Annotated in this window: 15 protein-coding genes; all 15 read right to left on the bottom strand. The window is 45.1% G+C overall.

Going from position 1 to position 18,143, the window contains the following annotated elements; all coding sequences use genetic code 11:
* Positions 1 to 567: hypothetical protein (locus VMW01_04915; protein ID HUW05583.1), on the bottom strand; the 567-nt coding region annotated here is incomplete at its 3' end.
* A gap of 252 nt (positions 568 to 819) precedes the next feature.
* Entirely contained in the window at positions 820 to 1,005 is a 186-nt protein-coding gene (locus VMW01_04910) for a hypothetical protein (protein HUW05582.1), read from the bottom strand.
* A 671-nt stretch (positions 1,006 to 1,676) separates the two neighbouring features.
* Positions 1,677 to 2,735: an ACR3 family arsenite efflux transporter gene (arsB, locus tag VMW01_04905; protein HUW05581.1), complete on the bottom strand. Its 1,059-nt coding sequence runs from the start codon at positions 2,733 to 2,735 to the stop codon at positions 1,677 to 1,679.
* A 69-nt stretch (positions 2,736 to 2,804) separates the two neighbouring features.
* Positions 2,805 to 3,155, bottom strand: coding sequence for a four helix bundle protein (locus tag VMW01_04900; GenBank protein ID HUW05580.1), 351 nt, complete (start codon positions 3,153 to 3,155; stop codon positions 2,805 to 2,807).
* 58 nt (positions 3,156 to 3,213) lie between these two features.
* Entirely contained in the window at positions 3,214 to 3,651 is a 438-nt protein-coding gene (locus VMW01_04895; GenBank protein HUW05579.1) for an arsenate reductase ArsC, read from the bottom strand.
* Positions 3,652 to 3,678: 27 nt separating this feature from the next.
* Entirely contained in the window at positions 3,679 to 4,095 is a 417-nt protein-coding gene (locus VMW01_04890) for a rhodanese-like domain-containing protein (GenBank protein HUW05578.1), read from the bottom strand.
* A 12-nt stretch (positions 4,096 to 4,107) separates the two neighbouring features.
* A complete protein-coding gene (locus VMW01_04885) occupies positions 4,108 to 4,443 on the bottom strand; it encodes a metalloregulator ArsR/SmtB family transcription factor (protein HUW05577.1) in 336 nt (111 codons plus the stop codon).
* A gap of 243 nt (positions 4,444 to 4,686) precedes the next feature.
* Positions 4,687 to 6,087, bottom strand: a complete 1,401-nt coding sequence (locus tag VMW01_04880) for an NAD(P)/FAD-dependent oxidoreductase (GenBank protein HUW05576.1) — start codon at positions 6,085 to 6,087, stop codon at positions 4,687 to 4,689.
* A 223-nt stretch (positions 6,088 to 6,310) separates the two neighbouring features.
* Positions 6,311 to 6,913: an FmdE family protein gene (locus VMW01_04875; protein HUW05575.1), complete on the bottom strand. Its 603-nt coding sequence runs from the start codon at positions 6,911 to 6,913 to the stop codon at positions 6,311 to 6,313.
* Positions 6,914 to 7,004: 91 nt separating this feature from the next.
* Positions 7,005 to 8,009 carry a porin gene (locus tag VMW01_04870; protein ID HUW05574.1) on the bottom strand — a complete coding sequence of 335 codons (1,005 nt, stop codon included), beginning with the start codon at positions 8,007 to 8,009 and terminating at the stop codon, positions 7,005 to 7,007.
* Between the two features lie 2 nt (positions 8,010 to 8,011).
* Positions 8,012 to 8,764 (bottom strand): sulfite exporter TauE/SafE family protein, encoded by a 753-nt coding sequence (locus tag VMW01_04865; GenBank protein HUW05573.1) that lies wholly within the window; start codon positions 8,762 to 8,764, stop codon positions 8,012 to 8,014.
* 48 nt (positions 8,765 to 8,812) lie between these two features.
* Positions 8,813 to 9,403, bottom strand: a complete 591-nt coding sequence (locus VMW01_04860) for a TetR/AcrR family transcriptional regulator (GenBank protein ID HUW05572.1) — start codon at positions 9,401 to 9,403, stop codon at positions 8,813 to 8,815.
* A gap of 312 nt (positions 9,404 to 9,715) precedes the next feature.
* On the bottom strand, positions 9,716 to 12,403 hold the full coding sequence (gene mgtA, locus VMW01_04855; GenBank protein ID HUW05571.1) for a magnesium-translocating P-type ATPase: 2,688 nt from the start codon (positions 12,401 to 12,403) through the stop codon (positions 9,716 to 9,718).
* A gap of 1,041 nt (positions 12,404 to 13,444) precedes the next feature.
* Positions 13,445 to 14,833, bottom strand: coding sequence for a hypothetical protein (locus tag VMW01_04850; GenBank protein HUW05570.1), 1,389 nt, complete (start codon positions 14,831 to 14,833; stop codon positions 13,445 to 13,447).
* 195 nt (positions 14,834 to 15,028) lie between these two features.
* A complete protein-coding gene (locus tag VMW01_04845; GenBank protein HUW05569.1) occupies positions 15,029 to 18,142 on the bottom strand; it encodes an efflux RND transporter permease subunit in 3,114 nt (1,037 codons plus the stop codon).
* Position 18,143: the final 1 nt, after the last annotated feature.

Genomic DNA, 18,143 nt, shown 5'->3' with positions numbered 1-18,143 from the left:
CACAACTATAGATGTGCATGCAGCGGCAATTCGTACAACTTTTCGCTGAAGCACCTCATCCGGGTGAGGCAGCACGGTATGAAAAACAATGACCACGGGCTTTGAAACCTCTTTCAAAAAATGTAGAAAGGGTATCTCCTGCTTACTGAAAAAGCCAAACTCATGCTGAACCAGCACAATTTTAATGTGCCGATCCTTATTGATTACTTTGGCCGTTTGTCCAAATGCCTCGGCGTTGGAGGTATCGAGGGTAAGTTTAACCTCTGAAGGATATCGATAGCTTGCATTTCCCGATTCCAAGGCACAAATTCGTATGGATAGCGAGCTGCTAAACTTATTGTTGAGTGCCGCTATCAAGTCTTGCGAATAGGTTGCAATGCCGCACTCCCGGGGGGGATAGGAGGTGACAAATAGAATTTCTGCCAGCTGCTTAGCTTTGGGCTGGTTCAGCTTTTGAATGCTGAGCTTAGGATGGCTCCCAGAATATGTTGACCTTTTTCTTTCAGACAGGTCGGGTAGAGCAAGAATATCCTCGTCAAATCCTTTGAAACTTCCATTATCTTTCATCCTTTGCAGTATTAGTTAACAGTTTGGCAACTAGTTCATCCAAATTCACCACAGCACAAGAAATGAGCAAATCTGCTGCACCGTAATAAATAAACAGGGTACTTCCAAACAAGGCTGTACCTGTAGGAAAAACCACATTATTCACCTCCCCTTTTCAGTTCCCAAGAATACTCGGGTGAAAACAGGGGTAAGGAAGGCATGCCAATGATTTTTAGCAAAAAACAGCTATGAAAAAAACTGATTGACACTTGTTTAGAGTACGCTTTCCTTAATTTCGGCGATGTTCTTGGCAGATTTCGAAGTGCCTTTCTCCTCCAAACTTTTGGTGGCTGCCTTAATGCTTTTGGTAGCAGCCTTCATGCTTTTCATCGCGGCTTTCATGCCTTTGGTGGCATTCTTCATCCTCAACATCTCTTTTCCCTCTTTATCTCTTGCCATAATAGTTTTGAATAAAATTAGATGTAAAGGTGAGGCTATTAATCCCTTAAAGTGTTACACGATAAAATAAAAGAGTTACATGTTTCACACATTATCAAGCGAGATGCAATGTTTAGGGAATAGAGTGATTCGTTGAAGGGGTGAGGCACGCTGGTTTGGTTTTCATGGCACTAAACCTCACATGCACTGCAATCACATAGGGTTGAAAAATCGTAAGATAGATGTTGTGCGGTATACAACCTTTACCCTGTATAACCCCAGTGAAAACATTGTGAAACTCTGTGCAACTAGAGCCGAGCAGCGCGAACTAATTCAAGTAGCCGGACAAGTCGGCGAAGCCAAACACTTATAACCCCAATTACAAACCCCAGTGACAACCTCTTTAAATCGAAATCGCTAAGCGTTGACTTTGAGGTTTTTTGAAAATAAGTTTCAAGACTAATGATTACCCAAATTGGCAGCCACAACATCTTTAAAAAAGTCGGTTAAATCGTATTGAATTATCATACTTTTAATGTTTTGTCCATTCCTATTCAACAACACAATAGTGGATTGGTGGCCAAGAGTCACCTCATCATTGCTGAAGAAAACAGTAATTGGAGGAAGGTATCTACGGGTTTTTGCCTCTCTCAAAGGAATAGAAACCGTGAATCGTTCGTAAATGTACTACCCTAGGCAAAATATCGCCGCTTAAACCAAAAGGCCACATTCACCAACCCAATCATTACTGGAACCTCCACCAGCGGTCCAATTACGGCTGCAAAGGCCTCACCCGATCCTATGCCGAACACGGCAATGGCCACTGCAATGGCCAGCTCGAAGTTATTGCTTGCAGCGGTAAACGATAGCGTTACCGATTGCTCGTAGGTGGCCCCCACCCTCTTACTCATGAAAAAGGAGGTCAAAAACATAACCAGAAAGTAAATCAGCAAAGGAATGGCGATGATAAGCACATCAAGTGGAATCCGCACTATATACTCGCCCTTAAGCGAAAACATCACCACAATAGTAAAGAGGAGGGCAATAAGCGTAAGCGGACTTATGCGTGGCACAAACTTGGTGTGGTACCACTCCTTGCTCTTAACCCTGATAAGAATAAACCGGGTTAAAAATCCAGCAATAAAGGGTATTCCAAGGTAAATAAAAACGCTCTCGGCAATCTGACCGATGGTAATAGCCGCCACCGCATCATTCACGGGTAGCCCAAACCAGCCGGGCAGCACTGCAATGAAGATGTAGGCATACACCGAAAAGAAGAGCACCTGAAAAATGGAGTTGAAGGCCACCAACCCAGCGGCATACTGGGTATCGCCGCGAGCCAAATCGTTCCACACAATAACCATGGCAATGCAGCGCGCCAGACCAATGAGAATGATGCCATACATATAGGGCAAATTGGCGTTATTCTCGCCCGGAAAGAGTTTGAAGAATAGAACTGCCAGACCAAACATCAGCAGTGGTCCCACCACCCAGTTCTGCACTAGCGAAAGGCTCAGTATTTTTGTATTCCGGAAAACATCACCCAGCTCCTCATACTTTACCTTAGCCAAGGGAGGATACATCATCACAATAAGCCCAATGGCAATGGGTATGTTGGTGGTTCCGCTGGACATGTTGTTCCAGAATTGTGCTATTGAAGGACTAGCCCATCCGGCAAAAACCCCAGCAAACATGGCCAGAAATATCCACAGCGTGAGGTAGCGATCGAGGAATTTTAGACGAGGACGCATATCTGATTTGAAAATTTGAAAATACAACAATTTGTAAATTAATATTATTAATCTTGACTACAAAAACAATTAAGTCCGTTTTGATGTGCTAACTATTTTAGAAAGAATTTTTAAAATAGTGTTTACTTCCATCAACAATTCTTCATTAAATGGATAGGAAGGAGTGTTTTTACAAATTAAAAGCCAATACTCTGTCTCCTCCACTTCCTTTAATGCAATCTTAAATTTATGGATAAAATCTGCCTTACTCTCTGCGTTTTGAGCTTCCCTTACATTTGCTCCAATTGAAGTTCCAGAACGTAACAATTGCCTAGCAACAACAAATTTCTTATTCTCCTCAAGCAATTCACAATACTGCACAATCTTAATTGCAAATTGAAAAGTCTTTTCAACTATAAGGTTCTCTTTATCGCTTCTCATAATCTTCAACTTTGCATCAGCAGCAATTTTCAAATCCTCAAATTAATCAATTTCCAAATTAATTCCCACACTCATGTATCCCCAGCACCTGGCTGCGGTAGAAGGAGAGGAATGCCTCGCGAATCTCGTCCCTCACCCGTCGGAACTCGCTCCAAATAAACTCCTCAGAGCCAACGGCGTGCGAGGGATCGTCGAAGCCAATGTGCCAACGGTGCTTCACCTTTCCAATAAACGCAGGACAGTTTTCATTGGCCCCGCCACAAACGGTAATCACGTAGTCCCACTCCTCACCCAAGTAGTTTTCCACCGAGTTGGAGGTGTGGTGACTAATGTCTACGCCAACCTCCTTCATTACGGCCACTGCCTGGGGGTTAAGCATTCCGGTGGCTGCCGTGCCAGCCGAACGAACGGTAATATCCTTGTCGAACGATTGCAGGAAACCTTGCGCCATCTGGCTTCGACAGCTATTTCCTGTGCAAAGAATAAGTATCTTCATTTTGTGCTACTGTATTTTGCGTTACTACTACTTTTTGTTTCGTGGTCTTAGCTGACACATGCAGGAGCCATCGAGCTGCTCACTGCTATCAATGCTCAGCGGCAAGCCATCGCGCTCCCACTCCACAATGCCGCCTGCAAGATTGGCTATATTTGCAAACCCCTTCTCCTTTAAAAGCACCATAGCCTCGTGGCTGCGAAGCCCAACAGAGTCGGCAATAATTAGAGGTTGTGTGCGTGAAAGGGTCTCACAAGCTTCGCCCAACTGGCTGTAAGGTATGTAAATTACCGCCGAAACGCCAAACCGCTTGTAGCCAGTGAGGGTAACCTCCCTCACGTCGACTATGGTAGCCCTGCTCTCCATAACCTCCCGAAGCGCCTCCTTGGGGGTGAAGTTCAGAAACCCACCGCTGTAGAAACCCTGCTGTATGAATAACCTTTCCATTATTGCCAATCATTAATCGCACGAGCAGATGAAATCGCTCTGGGCAGAACCAAAGAAATCGTCCAGCCTGCGCTGCATAGCCGCAAGTCGCTCCACATCGAGGCAGTAGTGAACCTTAAGTCCATCAATGGTTCCCCGAATAATTCCCATCTCCTTGAGTTCCTTTAGGTGCTGCGACACCGTTGTTCTACCCAGCGGCAGGTAATCGGATATGTTGCCCGTTCGTATCTCCTTTTTTTGGGCAAGAAGTTCAATTATGGCTATCCGTGCCGGATGCGCCAGCACCTTTCCTATTAACGCCAGCTCCTGCTGCTCAAGGCTAAACTCTTCCGCTTTGTTGTTTGTCACTGTAACAATGTTTAATGTCGTAAACATACGACATTAAACATGTAAAAACAAACGATGGCCAAGATAAATCTCGACCATCGTTAAAATTTCCTGGAGCAGGGTTCGTTGAAGCGCAAGCGGACACCCCCGTTACCATCAATATTCTTACACTACTCCATACTGTTATCTCTCCAATACTCAGTTGAACGTTCCTTTAACATTCGGAAACACGTCTCCAATTTTTACAACGATATCAAGCTAAACTTAGTGCGCTTGGGCCTGCAGTCCAGACAACATTTTCATTGCCAACAGTGCAAAAGCCTCAGTGAGGGTTGGGTGTGGATGGATGGCTTGTGCCACATCCATCAGCGTCAATTTTCTGGAAACAATCAAGGCGGCCTCTCCGCTAAGCGAAGCAGCACCATTGATAAAGATATGAACACCCATAATTTCCTGATTACTCCTATTGACAACAAACTTCAGGAAACCAAACGTATCGCCACTAATTTGCGCCATGGCATCCACCTTATAGTCGTGCGTTCCGGTTACCACATCAAAACCTGCTTTCACCGCTTCTGCTTCGGTAAAGCCTGCAGCAGCTATTTCAGGGTCGGAGAATAGCACCCAAGAGTTCTTTGTAAAACAAGCCTTGCTAATGTTTCCACGCAAAATATTGGTTGCTACAATATGGGCATCGTAGGTAGCAGTATGAGCAAATTTGGGAGCGCCCAGCACCACATCGCCTGTTGCATATATCCCAGCCACATTGGTTTCCAAGAACTCATTCACCACAATGCCATTTCTCTCGAAACTTACGCCCGTTGCCTCCAGGTTCAGCCCTTCAATAGAAGGCACCTTGCCCGTAACAACCAGCACCTTCTCGGTGAGAAGCCGCTGAGTTTTTCCATCGGCATCCACAAATACGGTTTGAAACTTACCATCAACCTTGTTGATCTCTTCGACCTTTGAATGAGTGTAGACTCCAATTCCTGTTTCCTGCAACTTTTTGGTAATACCTTCGGCAAATTCGGGCTCCACCACTCCGGATAACAGGCTCGGCATCATCTCTACGATGGTGCACTTCACGTGAAGTTTTGCTAGCATCTGTGCCAATTCAATGCCAATTGGCCCACCACCAACAATCAGCATGGACGATGGCAATGTTGGCTGTTGAAACAACACCTCACTGGTGAGCACCTCTTTTGCACCATCTCCTTTGAATGGAGGAACAAACGAGTGTGCTCCGGTGGCGATAATCGCCTTATCAAACCCATACCGTGTATTGTTTATCTCTACCTCATTGCTGGAGATGAACTGTGCTTTCCCAGCCACAAAAGTAATTGGCAATCGGTTGACTTGCTGTATGGCAGCCGAAGAGCGACCATTAAGGATACGGTCCATGCTGTTACGAATGGATTCCCACGATTCGGCCAAGGCGGCTTTTGAATCAGAGGTGGCGGTGGCGTTTTTCTCGTACGAGAAAAACGCATCAGCGCCATGCTTAATTATTTTTGAAGGGATACATCCAACAAACAGGCATGCACCTCCAAGTTTTCCCGATTCCTCTGCGAGTAAAACCCTCTTTCCACTTGCAGCCAATTGCATTGCGGCGGGAGTTCCCCCAGGACCTCCTCCAATGACGAGTACATCAAATTTTTCGTTCATAGCTTTAGTTTTTTTGGAACGTCATAAATTGAACAAGCTCAATTCTTCATAGATTTCTCTGATTGTTCCGTTCTTCAAAAAAATTTGCAAGCATCTTATTTACCGGTTACCACCAACAATAGTCTCTGATAAGCTGTTGAATGAGTCGTATTTATCAGCCAGGCAACCACACCGTAAATCAATTAAGCTGCAATAAGCAGGAGAACAACAACGTAAGGAATCTTTACTTGTTTAGGCAATCGATGCAAACCTTCTTATCGCCCTTAATGCGGCCATATTCGGTAACGGTCATTTCTCCACACTCCTCACAAACAAAACCATTGAAGCTGTCCTTCTTAGGTTCGAGCTTGTATTCAAAAATGGGTGAAACGGAGAATAACTTCTCATCGGGTGCGCTCATTACACTGATAACCAAAGGATCTACAACTTCGGCTGGCACCGTGCTAGCGGGCTTGCCAACCATACGGTAGTCAGTAAAGAAAGAAGACTTCTTATTGTTAAGCATGGCTTCTGCAGTTGGTGTTACTCTTACGGCCCTGCCGGTGGCACGCTCAACAACGGTAACAGCCCACTTCCCCTTGTGGGTTTTCTTAATATTCCCCTTGCCAAAGGTAGTTCCGAGGATTACCTGCAAACCGTCTCCGTAGCAGGTAGCACAATGGTCCTCGCCTAGGTCAACAAAAGCAACCAGCTGACCATCTTTGGCGCGTTCAACACCCAATGCATTCATTGCGGCAGCACCTACCCTTAAGCCCATGGGCATAGCAGGGCATTTGTGTCCGTGAAATTTTTGCCCGAATTCGAGCCAATCTTTTGGATTAATCATAACACTAATTTATTAGGTTAAACAAACTGAACTATCTGTGAATTAAACATCTATCGCTCTTAGTTAAGCTTCGACCTCCACAATGAGACCATTAGTTGAAAAATACCTGCAGCTGGATATCACCACCGTTCACGCTGCGTCCCATCACGGTCCTCCCCTTGAAATCGGCCATCAGCTTGGTCTTCCCTGAAATTTGATAATTGAATCCCAGGCCATACCATGCATTGTTACTAGTAGCAGGGTTGAGGTCATCGTACTTTTCGGTAAAGACAACCGATTGGTACTTGCGGGCAAACGACCAAGTAAGTAAGCCATAGTAACCATTTGCGATGTCGCTATTGATGTTCGCCTGAACAAATTCGCCCTGTAATTCAAGGCTATTCAAGTGCAGCAGGGCTTCAAACCCCCAGCGGAAATCCTCTCCCGAAAGAAGGCTGTCGGCCTTGTAAATGGTTGGGAGACCAATATTGTCCAGATGCCTATAAGCAGCAGACGCACCAAGGGTTAGCCAACTTTTATCAGCATTAAATACCTTCACCGAGGCTCTGGAAGTCACAAGCAACGAATTATCCTTGCTATGCTCTGGCTTATCTACGTTGGCATTATATACACCCAAGCTGAAGTGTAGCGGTGATGCATCGCTCTGAAATGTATACTGCGCCCCAATTTCGCGGGCCATCTGCTTTGAGTTGTGAATTAAGCCATTGACAACATCGGCCCTCTCCAATACTGGAATCTTATAGTCTGGCTGACTACGCTCAAGCATAAAGTCAGGAACAAAGCGTCCTGCACGTAAAGTCCCATAGCTTCCGAGCCTTAGGTTGGCGTAGGCATCCTGAAACATCAGCGCGTCATCACTAAACGACCGGTAAACCAGCTGAACATTATAGGAAATATAGTCGGCTTGGGGCAAGGTACCGTTTACCCACAACTTGGCCCTTCGGATGGTAAACTCGGTTGACTCATCAAAGTTGCTGCTCAGCCGAGTTTGTATGTATCCATTCCATTCCATTGTGCCCTTCTCCTGTGAGTAGGCAGTAGTTGAGGCAAGAAACATCGTCATTACCCCCATTAACGCTAGCAATATTGTTTTCATAGCTAAGCAATTACACCATAAATCATTTTAGTAGCAATAAGCAGCAGTACCACCGCATAGGCAATCTTCACCTGCTTCGACTTTGCCTTTTTGGTCATATACGATCCTCCCAGCTGGGAGCCAATGATAACTGCCACCACCACAATTGCCGTAAGCCACCAGTTCATGTGTCCCTGCGACACATGCCCGAGGTAACCCGACAGAGAGGAAAACGTTACAACGAAAGCAGTGGTAGCAGCGGCCTCCTTAGTCTTATACCCCATCATCATAAGAATTGGAGCAATAATAAAGCCACCACCGATGCCCAGCATTCCACCAATAAAACCCGCAAATGAGCCAACAAAAAAACCGATCGTGCTACGCTTGCGAAGCGACAGCATAGCATCGGGTTCCGCACTTGCTGAAATCCAAAGCGTCCGTAGTGCAGCAGCTACCACCATGACGGCAAAAAGAATTTTAAGAGTCTTTACCGGCATGTGCACGCTTGCCATTGCGCCTAGCGGTGAGGCGATTAGCGCGGTAGCAGCCATCACTGCACCTCCCTTCCAGTCCACCATCTTCTTGCGGGCAAAAGGGATGAGTACCAGTGCCGTGTTTAAACCATTAAGCAATAAGCCCAAGGGGATTGCGACAGAAACCATGTCGAACCCGGCCCAGTTCAATACCGGCACATACACCATTCCTCCTCCCAACCCTAGCATGGCAAAAACGAAGGAGGCAACGGCGATTATGAAAAAAACAACTCCATAAACCATAACGCTAAATTTATGTAAGTAATTACTTACTATTTGTTCAAAAAAAAATTACTTCCTAAGCACCTTAAGCAACAGCATCAGCATTCGCGAGCAAAAGTTATCCTCATGGAATACCCCACCGCCCAAAATCATCTCAATGTTGAGCGATATCGGTATTCCCATGTAAAGCATGGCGACGTTCTCAACGGGTATGCCTTCATCCCACAGCCCAGCAGCAATGCCATCCAGAATAATTTTGCTAACCAGCTGTTTCTGATTATTAAAGATTTGCTGCAAGCTGCTCTTCAGCTCCGCGTCGTTGTTGTGCGAGGCCTCCGAAAAGAGCAACATTGTAATACCCTTATTCTTGACAAGGTAACGAATGGTAGCGCAAATAAACTTCTCCAACCGCTCGGCCGGGGCAATCTCGGAGGTGGCAATCCGCCGAAGCTCGCCTATAAAATCGCTTTGAACATCGCCAATAATGGAGAGGATGATATCCTGCTTGGTGGAGAAATGCCGAAAAATGGCCCCCTCGCTAAGGCCTATACGCTTTGCCAGATTCCGCGTGGATAAGTTCTTAAGCCCGTCGGTGTAGATAATGTCCAGCACCGCTTGCTTTATCTGCTCCTGCCTTACGTCTGTGTTCTGTCGTTCCATTTTAAGATATGAATGTAATCATTTACTTACAAATATAGTATATCATCTACCAAAAAGCAAGAAAAAAGTAATTTTTTTTCAAAAATACTAATTCATATCTAGGATAATAATCATTATTCTACTGTAATACAAATAATTACAATTTAGTCGATAAAAATCTATTGAACACTGAGTGTTTAACATACATGCCAAAAAACTGAGACATACTATTTCTGATAGTCGCTGCCATCTACCCTATTCCGTGCATAAGTAACTGCTACTTGACTAGCTTAACAACCGCTTGGCTAGCTCCAATCCTTTGCTGAGTACTCCCTAAAAGTCGTGGAATTTCCGAATAAACCACCCCTTAACAACCTGCGTTAGCAGGGCATACGATACCAGTATAACCAACAAAAAGAGGAAGTAAAGTGGTGGAAGAGGTTGAAGTCCCATTGCTCCCGCCCAGGGCATCATGGGAATTGCAATGCCAATGGTCATAATGAGCAGTGTAAGCAGAATTACCGGAGGGGTGGCCCAGCTCTGGAAGAAGGGAACCCTACGGGTGCGAATTAGATGCACAATGAGCGTTTGGGAGAGCAGTCCTTCCACAAACCATCCGCTCTGAAAAAGGCTTTGATGCTCAGGTGAAGAGGCCTTGAAGAAGAAAAACATCAGGGCAAAGGTGGCGTAGTCGAAAATGGAGCTGATGGGCCCGATGTAGAGAATAAACCGGGTTATCCCGGAGGTGTCCCACTTCCTTGGCCTATCGATGTACTCCTTGTCGACTGTATCGAGCGGTATGGCGATTTGGGACATATCGTAAAGCAAGTTCTGCATAAGTAGCTGGGCCGGTAGCATGGGTAGGAATGGTAGAAAGATGCTGGCGCCAAGCATGCTAAACATGTTACCAAAGTTGCTGCTGGCGGTCATTTTGATATACTTCAGAATATTTCCAAAGGTGCGCCTACCGTATACAATTCCCTTCCGAAGAACGGTAAGATCCTTTTCCAATAAAATGATGTCGGCACTCTCCTTGGAGATGTCGGTGGCTGTATCCACCGAAATGCCTACGTCGGCCACGCGGAGTGCTCCCGCATCGTTTATGCCATCGCCCATAAAGCCAACGGTATGCCCAATGGCTTGTAGGTTCTGTACCACCCTAATTTTCTGGTCTGGGCTCAGCTTGGCGAATATGCTAATGTCGTTGATGCGATCCCGCAATGCGCTGTCGGTGAGCTGCTCCAGTTCGCTACCCAGCATGATGGTGCTAACGGGTATGCCCACCTCCCGGCAAATTTTACCGGTTACAATCTCGTTATCACCGGTGAGCACCTTTACCTCCACTCCAAGCTCGTGCAGCGACTCAATGGCATCTTTCGCAGTGGGTTTAGCAGGGTCAAGAAACCCAATAAGACCAATAAGAAGCATATCTTTCTCATCGGCTACCGAGTAGTTCAACTCACGGTCATCAAAAAACTTAACGGCAATCAGGAGAACCCGCATACCATCCTCGTTGAGCTTTTTGGCCTGCCGAAGAACCCCATCCCGAATTTCATCTTCGAGAGGAACAACCTCGTCGGAGGCAATTTGCAGCTGGTTATCGTCGCCGGGGTCGTACACAAGGCTGCACATATCCAGCATCTCCTCCACGGCTCCCTTACAGATGAGCAGGTGCTTTCCGTTGCTCTGCCGAAGAATAACGGAGAGACGCCGCCGCATAAAGTCGAATGGTATCTCATCCACCTTTTCGTAGCGCTCCTCCACCATGGTATCGTGAAGCTCCACGTGCTGCAGAATTGCCATATCGAGCAAGCTTTTGAGACCCGTTTGGTGATAGCTGTTAAGGTAGGCCCATTTCAGCACCTCATGGTCGTCGTAGCCCATCACGTTCAGGTGGCGCTCCAGCACAATTTTATCGAGGGTAAGGGTTCCTGTCTTGTCGGTGCAGAGCACATTCATGGCGCCCAGATTTTGAATAGCGTTGAGGCGCTTCACAATCACCTTACGCTTGCTCATGTTCACGGCTCCCTTGGCAAGGTTTGCTGTAACAATCATGGGAAGCATTTCGGGCGTTAAGCCCACGGCCACCGCAATGGCAAATAGCAGCGCATCGAACCAGTTTCCCTTAACTAAGCCGTTGATGAGAAAGATGAGCGGCACCATCACCACCATAAAGCGGATGAGCAACCAGCTAATCTTCTTTATCCCCTTGTCGAAACTGGTTTCGGCACGCTTGCCCGACAAGGTGCTTGTAATGCTGCCAAAGTAGGTAAGGTTGCCCTTATTCACAACAATTGCCGTGGCCGTTCCACTCTCCACATTGGTTCCCATGAAGCAGAGGTTCGTGAGTTCCAAGGTCGACATCCTGTTGGCCTCATCCACCGGATGGTCTCGCTTTTCCACAGGTAACGCTTCACCGGTAAGCACCGACTGGTTTATAAAGAGGTCTTTCGACTGGAGAATACGGCAATCGGCCGGAATCATATCGCCGGCGGAGAGGAATATGATGTCACCAGGGACCAGCTCGCCAATCTCCACCTCCTGCCGACTGGTAGGCTGGCGATGCACCGTAGCGGTGGTTTTTACCATGCTTTTCAACCGTTCCGCAGCCCGACTACTCTTGAACTCCTGCACAAAGCGGAGCATGGAACTAATGAGCACCATAATGGAGACCACCACCACCGTTTTATACTCTTTCTCTTCAGGTGGGGCCAGCCACACATCAATAATGAACGAAACAACTGCAATGAGCACTAGAATGCCCACAAAGGGATTGATAAAGGCGTCGAGCAGCTGTCGGTACCACGTTGGAGGTCTATCGTGCCTCACATCGTTTTGCCCATACTGTTCCTGCCTTAGCTCAACCTCCTCGGCAGTTAATCCCTCCGGTTTGGTCTCAAGAAAGTCATAGAGATGTGTAGTGGAAAGCTGAGCTGCCTGCCGTAACCGCACAGTAGCCCCCTGGTTTAGCCCGCCTGCGTTGGAAAAGGTGGAGCCAATTTTCTTTGCAACTTTAATCATTGGTAATGCCTCTATTAATGCACCAAAAAGAGAGGCAAACCGCTACTCACCCCCTATTGATGCGTGGTTGTTACTGCATTCTTTCTACTAAAAGGGCCATCGTCCATAAGAAGTGAGAATTAATTTGCAAGGCAAAAGTAGGCTAATTTTACAATATGGTGCTGCTGTTTGGTTACTTAAAAAAGGTTAAAAGATTCGGAAGTTATTCAGAAGTTAAACGGGAGTTATACGGGAGTTAGAGGAAGTTAGAGGAAGTTAGAGGAAGTTAGAGGAAGTTAGAGGAATTCAACCAATGTAGGGACAAAAAAAATTCGTTCTATAGCCCAACCCCAGAGGGGTTGCATGTTTGTAGCCGGGGGGGAAACCCCGGAAATGAAACATACCAAGCGCGAGCGGTGCACGCACAATTGCTGTTCAATTCACCACAGTTGCCCTGCACCGCAATCACAATAAGTTGATAAAGGAAGTTAATGAAGCCGTAGCGAAGCGGAGATCCCGCAACGCGGGTTTAGAGGAATTAAAAGAATTTCATCAACTGTATGGGCGAAATGCTTTTCGCCCAATGAACAACCCAAGAACCTACATAGCCCACAGTTTTAACCGTGGGTTATAAATGGGTGTTGGAATCTGAAAACCGTTTCAACGGTTTACCTTCCAACCATTATTTCGGCGATTACTGCATTGGCATCATTGAGTAAGTCCTGTTCCTTGTGGCTAAGTTCTAAATCCTTTATAGCCCTTGCCATTGTTGGCTTCAAGGTAAATAAATATGCAATAAAAAAAGCCCCAATTCCAGTTGCTTAAGCATTCCGTAGCGAAGGGCTATTTCTTCCAAAACCTTCGAAACTTGCTCTTTTATAAAACGTAGGTTTTTCATATCCTAAATTTAAAAGTGTTGCAACCTAAATTTAGAAAAAACCTCACTTTACACACTTTTTGGGATGACATCTAAAAACCTTGCCATTCTTGAAATTTTTGTATACCAAATTCATTCAGCAACACAATTTTGAAAACCGTAAGCTTCCTTTTGCATTGTTGCGATTATTGTGATTTTTGTTTTGAGTGCTTATGCCCTTTTTTGTTCCTGTTTTTCACCATCTCCTTTTCCCTGTATGTATCTACAACGCTAATAACTTTCTGCTTTGATAGAATATTATTCTCAATTACATCGTAGTAGGTATCGGAAATTATGCCAAATATAACCGATTTAGGATGTAGCTCATCGTGCCAACAACTGCTCGGCTTTTTCTTGTGATATTTTTCGTAAAATGCTGTAATTCCACGAGAATCTACATGATATATATTGCTATATTCTTTACCTAACTCTATCAACATTTCATTAATTTCAAATATGATTGTTTTCATAATTGACTCTTCTATATATGGGTCATTTATACCATTTAACATGAGCGGTTCTTTCAAATAGGCCCCATTGTTTATTCCAAACTGTTTTTTATAACTTGGTACTACGTAATCATACCCTTGTGTAATTATTTTTAGAGAATCGAACTGTGACGGCGAAATTTTTTTGAGCGATTCAAAGAGCATTTTATACTCTATCTTCAGGGTGGCAACAAATCTGTAGAAATTCTTATTAAGATACCTTCTTCCCGTTACAATCTGTTCTAGCAATGCTGTGTCTACTTGAGTCTTATATATCCCCAGTGAATCTTTATAAAATGCATAGTTAATATCGCAGTTTTCTGAACTGCAAATATTGACTGGCTTTTTCATCAATCTTAATATGACGTAATTACGATAGCTGTTCAAAAACGGTTCATCAGTTGAAATAGGATAACGTTGAACGAAGTTCGACAAACGATAATCTCCAACCATGTCGTTTCCCCCTCCACTAACAATAAAAACATCGGGCTTTATTTTGACGTAGGTATACTCGTACTGCAGACTTGAAATCATGTTAGAGATCCAATCACCAGCGCTTGTCATGGTGTACAATGCTAGGTTGCTCTTCTTTCGCAAATGGTCAGAAATGTCGCTAAGAAAAATGGGATAACCGAACCAGGAATCCCCTTCAATCATTACAATTTTGTTGTTTGGATGTTGCTTTGAATCGCGAAATCCATTTCTAATTGCCTTGTGAAAAGATTTTAATCTACCATCGCTTAACGATTTATTTAGCAGCCCAATAAATCCCTCATGAGCATGAGATCGATTAAGTATAAAGGAGTTATCATCAAAAAAAATAGAATGTATTATACCGTTTAGTTTTAAGATATCTATGTATCGCAAATGTTGGTTTAGCCTGATCCAGTTTGGATCGTTATGGTTGATAAAGCTGGTGGGATGAATCCACAAGGAATCCATCAGGCGATTAACTACCAACTCGCCATTTTCGCCTTTTAAAGACTGGCCATACGTAATTCTACCACCAATCAATAATATTAGAGTTATCAAAAAATACCGTCTCATCTTTCTCACGTTAGAGTCAATAATCATAAATAATTGCAGGAATTCTAATCACCGTAAAGTGTGGTAATGATTAGATCGTATTTCTATAAGAAAAGAGTAGCACAAAAGGCTACTCTTTTCTATGTGTAGAGGTTATTCAATATTACCGCAATTTCATTTTAGATAGCCTTCTATTTTTGAAGAGTTGCAGTAAATCTACTCTATTGCTGTCCTACCATCTTCATTACTTGCTAGTTTTATCTTCTCCTTTTTTGTATCTACGATGTAGGCGAACATTGGCACAAATATTAGGGTTAACAGTGTACCTACAAGTAACCCACCAATAGCCACATCGGCCAACGGGCTTAAGCGTTCAAGACCAACTGCCTGTTCTAGCGCAATAGGGATCATTCCGGCAATTGTTCCAAAGGCAGTCATCATTACTGGACGGAAACGCACCCGTACGCTTTCAATAGCGCTATCGTAAGGCGATTCACCACTGTCTCTGTGCTTTTGGTAGAAATCGATGAGCAGTACCGCATTTTTAATGATGATACCAAACAGCAGCAGTATCCCCAGCAAACTTGGCATGCAGCTTGGCTTATGGAACAAGAGCATTCCCCAAGCCGCACCGATCATTGAAAGCGGCAATACCAGAATCATAATGAGGGATAGTTTCACTGACCGGTAGATGGAAATAAGCACCATGGTTAGGATGAAAATCCCCAGCGCGATGGCTTTGATCATGCGATGAAAGCTGTCGTTAATCTGGGCAATATCTCCTTCCTGCGAAATAACCACATCGTTGTTGCTTTTCACATTTTTAAGTGCTGCTTCGGCATCGGCTGTGATATGCGACACGGGCCTATTGGACCGGTAGCCGTTGACATCGATACTGTACATCATTTTGTCGCGTTCGATCTTGGCAAACGTCAGGTTTTTCGAAATTTTGGCCAGTTGTTCGAGCGGAACTTCGCCCATAGCGGTATGAATTGGCAAAAGCCTTAGCGTCTGCTCGTTCTCGCCAAATTTACCCTTGAAGTAAAGGGTAACAGGCTGTGTGTTGAGCGACTGCAAGTTGGCATTCAGCCCCACTACCTGGCCCTTTGCCAGAATCTGCATGGCAATTTCATACGGTGTGATGCCATAGCTCAGCGCCTTGTTCTCGTCAATGTTCAGGGCAATCTCAGTGAAGTCCTTGTCCCAGCTCGTGGAGACAGAAGTTAATCCTTTTACATTGGCCAAAGCATCTTTCACTTCCTGTGACTTTTCGGCCAAACCGTCCACGTATGGCGATTTAATCCTGACATCGAGCGTTGCCTTGATGGTGGAAAGAGCGGTGGCGCCAAAATCGTATACGTCGTTTTTCTTGATGCCTTCCAGGTGTGACAGCGTATCGCGCATAATTTTTTCAATCTGCCACATGTTCATCTTGCGGTGGAAACGGTCCACGCAATTCACGGTAATGGTAGCTTCGGAAGGTAAGTTGCCGCTCCCGAGGCTCAACACGCCCATTTCATTCCCAAAAGCAACGGAACTCATGTTAGCCCACGGTTGCTTGTGCAGCCAGGCTATAAATGGTTCCAGTTTTTTTTCGGCGCTATTCGTTGTTTCGTTGGAACTAAATTGTATTTGTGCTTTAATAATGCCCGTATCCATGGGTGGCATGGCATCCTTGCCGATGGTAGGCATAATTGTTTTAACACTCACCAGCAACAGCAGCAATACTCCCACCGAAAGCAACACACGGCGCAGAACTTTACGTTTACCATTCGAAAACCGGATGACGCCCACGTAAGGTTCTACCAAGCGGCCAACGGACTTTTCGTACAAACGGTCGAACCATTTCTCAACTTTGTTCTTGTTGTGTCCGTTTTTATAAAACATTTCCAAAAGTTTGGGAATGAATGTAATGGAAAGAAAAAACGAGACCAGCAACGCAATGATTAAGGTAAATATCAATGGTTTAAAGATTTTTTCGGGAAATCCGCCAACAAACATCAGTGGGGCTACAATGGCAATGGTAGCAATGGTTCCCGACCATATTGGCCCAACAACTTCTTTAGTCCCCTTTTGGATGGCTGTTTGTAAATCTTCCTTCAGCTCATTCAGGTGCCGTTCAATATTTTCGAGCACCACCACCGCGTTATCGGTTAGCAGCCCCAAGGCAAGGATGATTGCTGTATAGATTACTATGTTAAGGCTTCCGCCGGTAAGCCAGATAACCGCCATTGTTGAAAAGAAAACCATGGGAATGGTGATGGCGGCCGCGGCAATGGCCCTGAAATTTCCAATGAAAAACAGGATAACGATCAACGTATAAAAAATAGCATCGCGAAGGGCAATCAGCATGTTATTGTTAGCAAGCTGAATCAGGTTGCGCTGTGTATCGGAAATCTCAAAATTAAAGTTCGGATATTTCGCCTGCAGGTTCTTCATCTCAGCCCTAGCTGCGTTGCTCACGCTTAAAACGCTGCCGCCAGGAGTACGCTGAATGGCTAATGCAATAGCAGGCTTTCCGTTACCAATATATCCGCTGGTGCGTTTTTTATAACCCCATTCCACATTGGCCACATCACTTAACCTTACATTGGGAAGAATCGTAATTTGCTTCAATTTTTCTATTTCGTCTTTTTCGCCATAAAAAGTAATGGTGTAGAAGTTATTGGCTCCTTTTACGAACCCAATGGGCATATCGCGGTTAAGCACCTTGAGTGCCATGGCTATTTTATCGAAATCGACATTGAAGCGTTTAGCCTTGAACGGGTCTACTTCAATATTGATTGAACTTTCATAGCCCCCAAATACTTCCACATTCCCGATATCAGGATTGCTTAACAGGTATGGTTTTATAAAGCCATCCACCATTTTGCGGATGTCGCCCAGGTTTACGCTGTCAGTTTTGGGTGAAACTGAAATCACATCGACCGGTAGCGTAAAGTCTCCTGCGGTATAGATGGCAGGATTGGCATCAGCCGGAAGGTTTCCTTTGGCAATGGAAAGGGCGTTGGCCACGTCAACGGCTGCTGCATCGAGACCTTTTTCATACTTGAACTCAGCCTTCACGATAGAGAAGTTGGCCACGTTCACCGAGCTAACCTCGGTTAACAAACCTAAGCGGGCAATCTCCTGCTCAATCGGTTTTGAAACCGTATTGGCAGCTACCTGTGCAGTTGCTCCTGGTACCTTTGTAATCACAATGACTTGGGGCGGGGTAGAATCGGGGAACAGATTTTTGGGCAGTGTGACGAGCGCCATCACCCCCATGATAAAGAAGGCAAATATCAGCGAATATAGCAGATATGGCCGCTTGTAGAAATAATCAAACATG

Origin of the sequence: Williamwhitmania sp. (assembly GCA_035529935.1) — a bacterium.
Taxonomy (GTDB): domain Bacteria; phylum Bacteroidota; class Bacteroidia; order Bacteroidales; family Williamwhitmaniaceae; genus Williamwhitmania.
The sequence above is the reverse complement of the archived record's forward strand: the minus strand, read 5'-3'. Positions and strand labels throughout refer to the sequence as shown.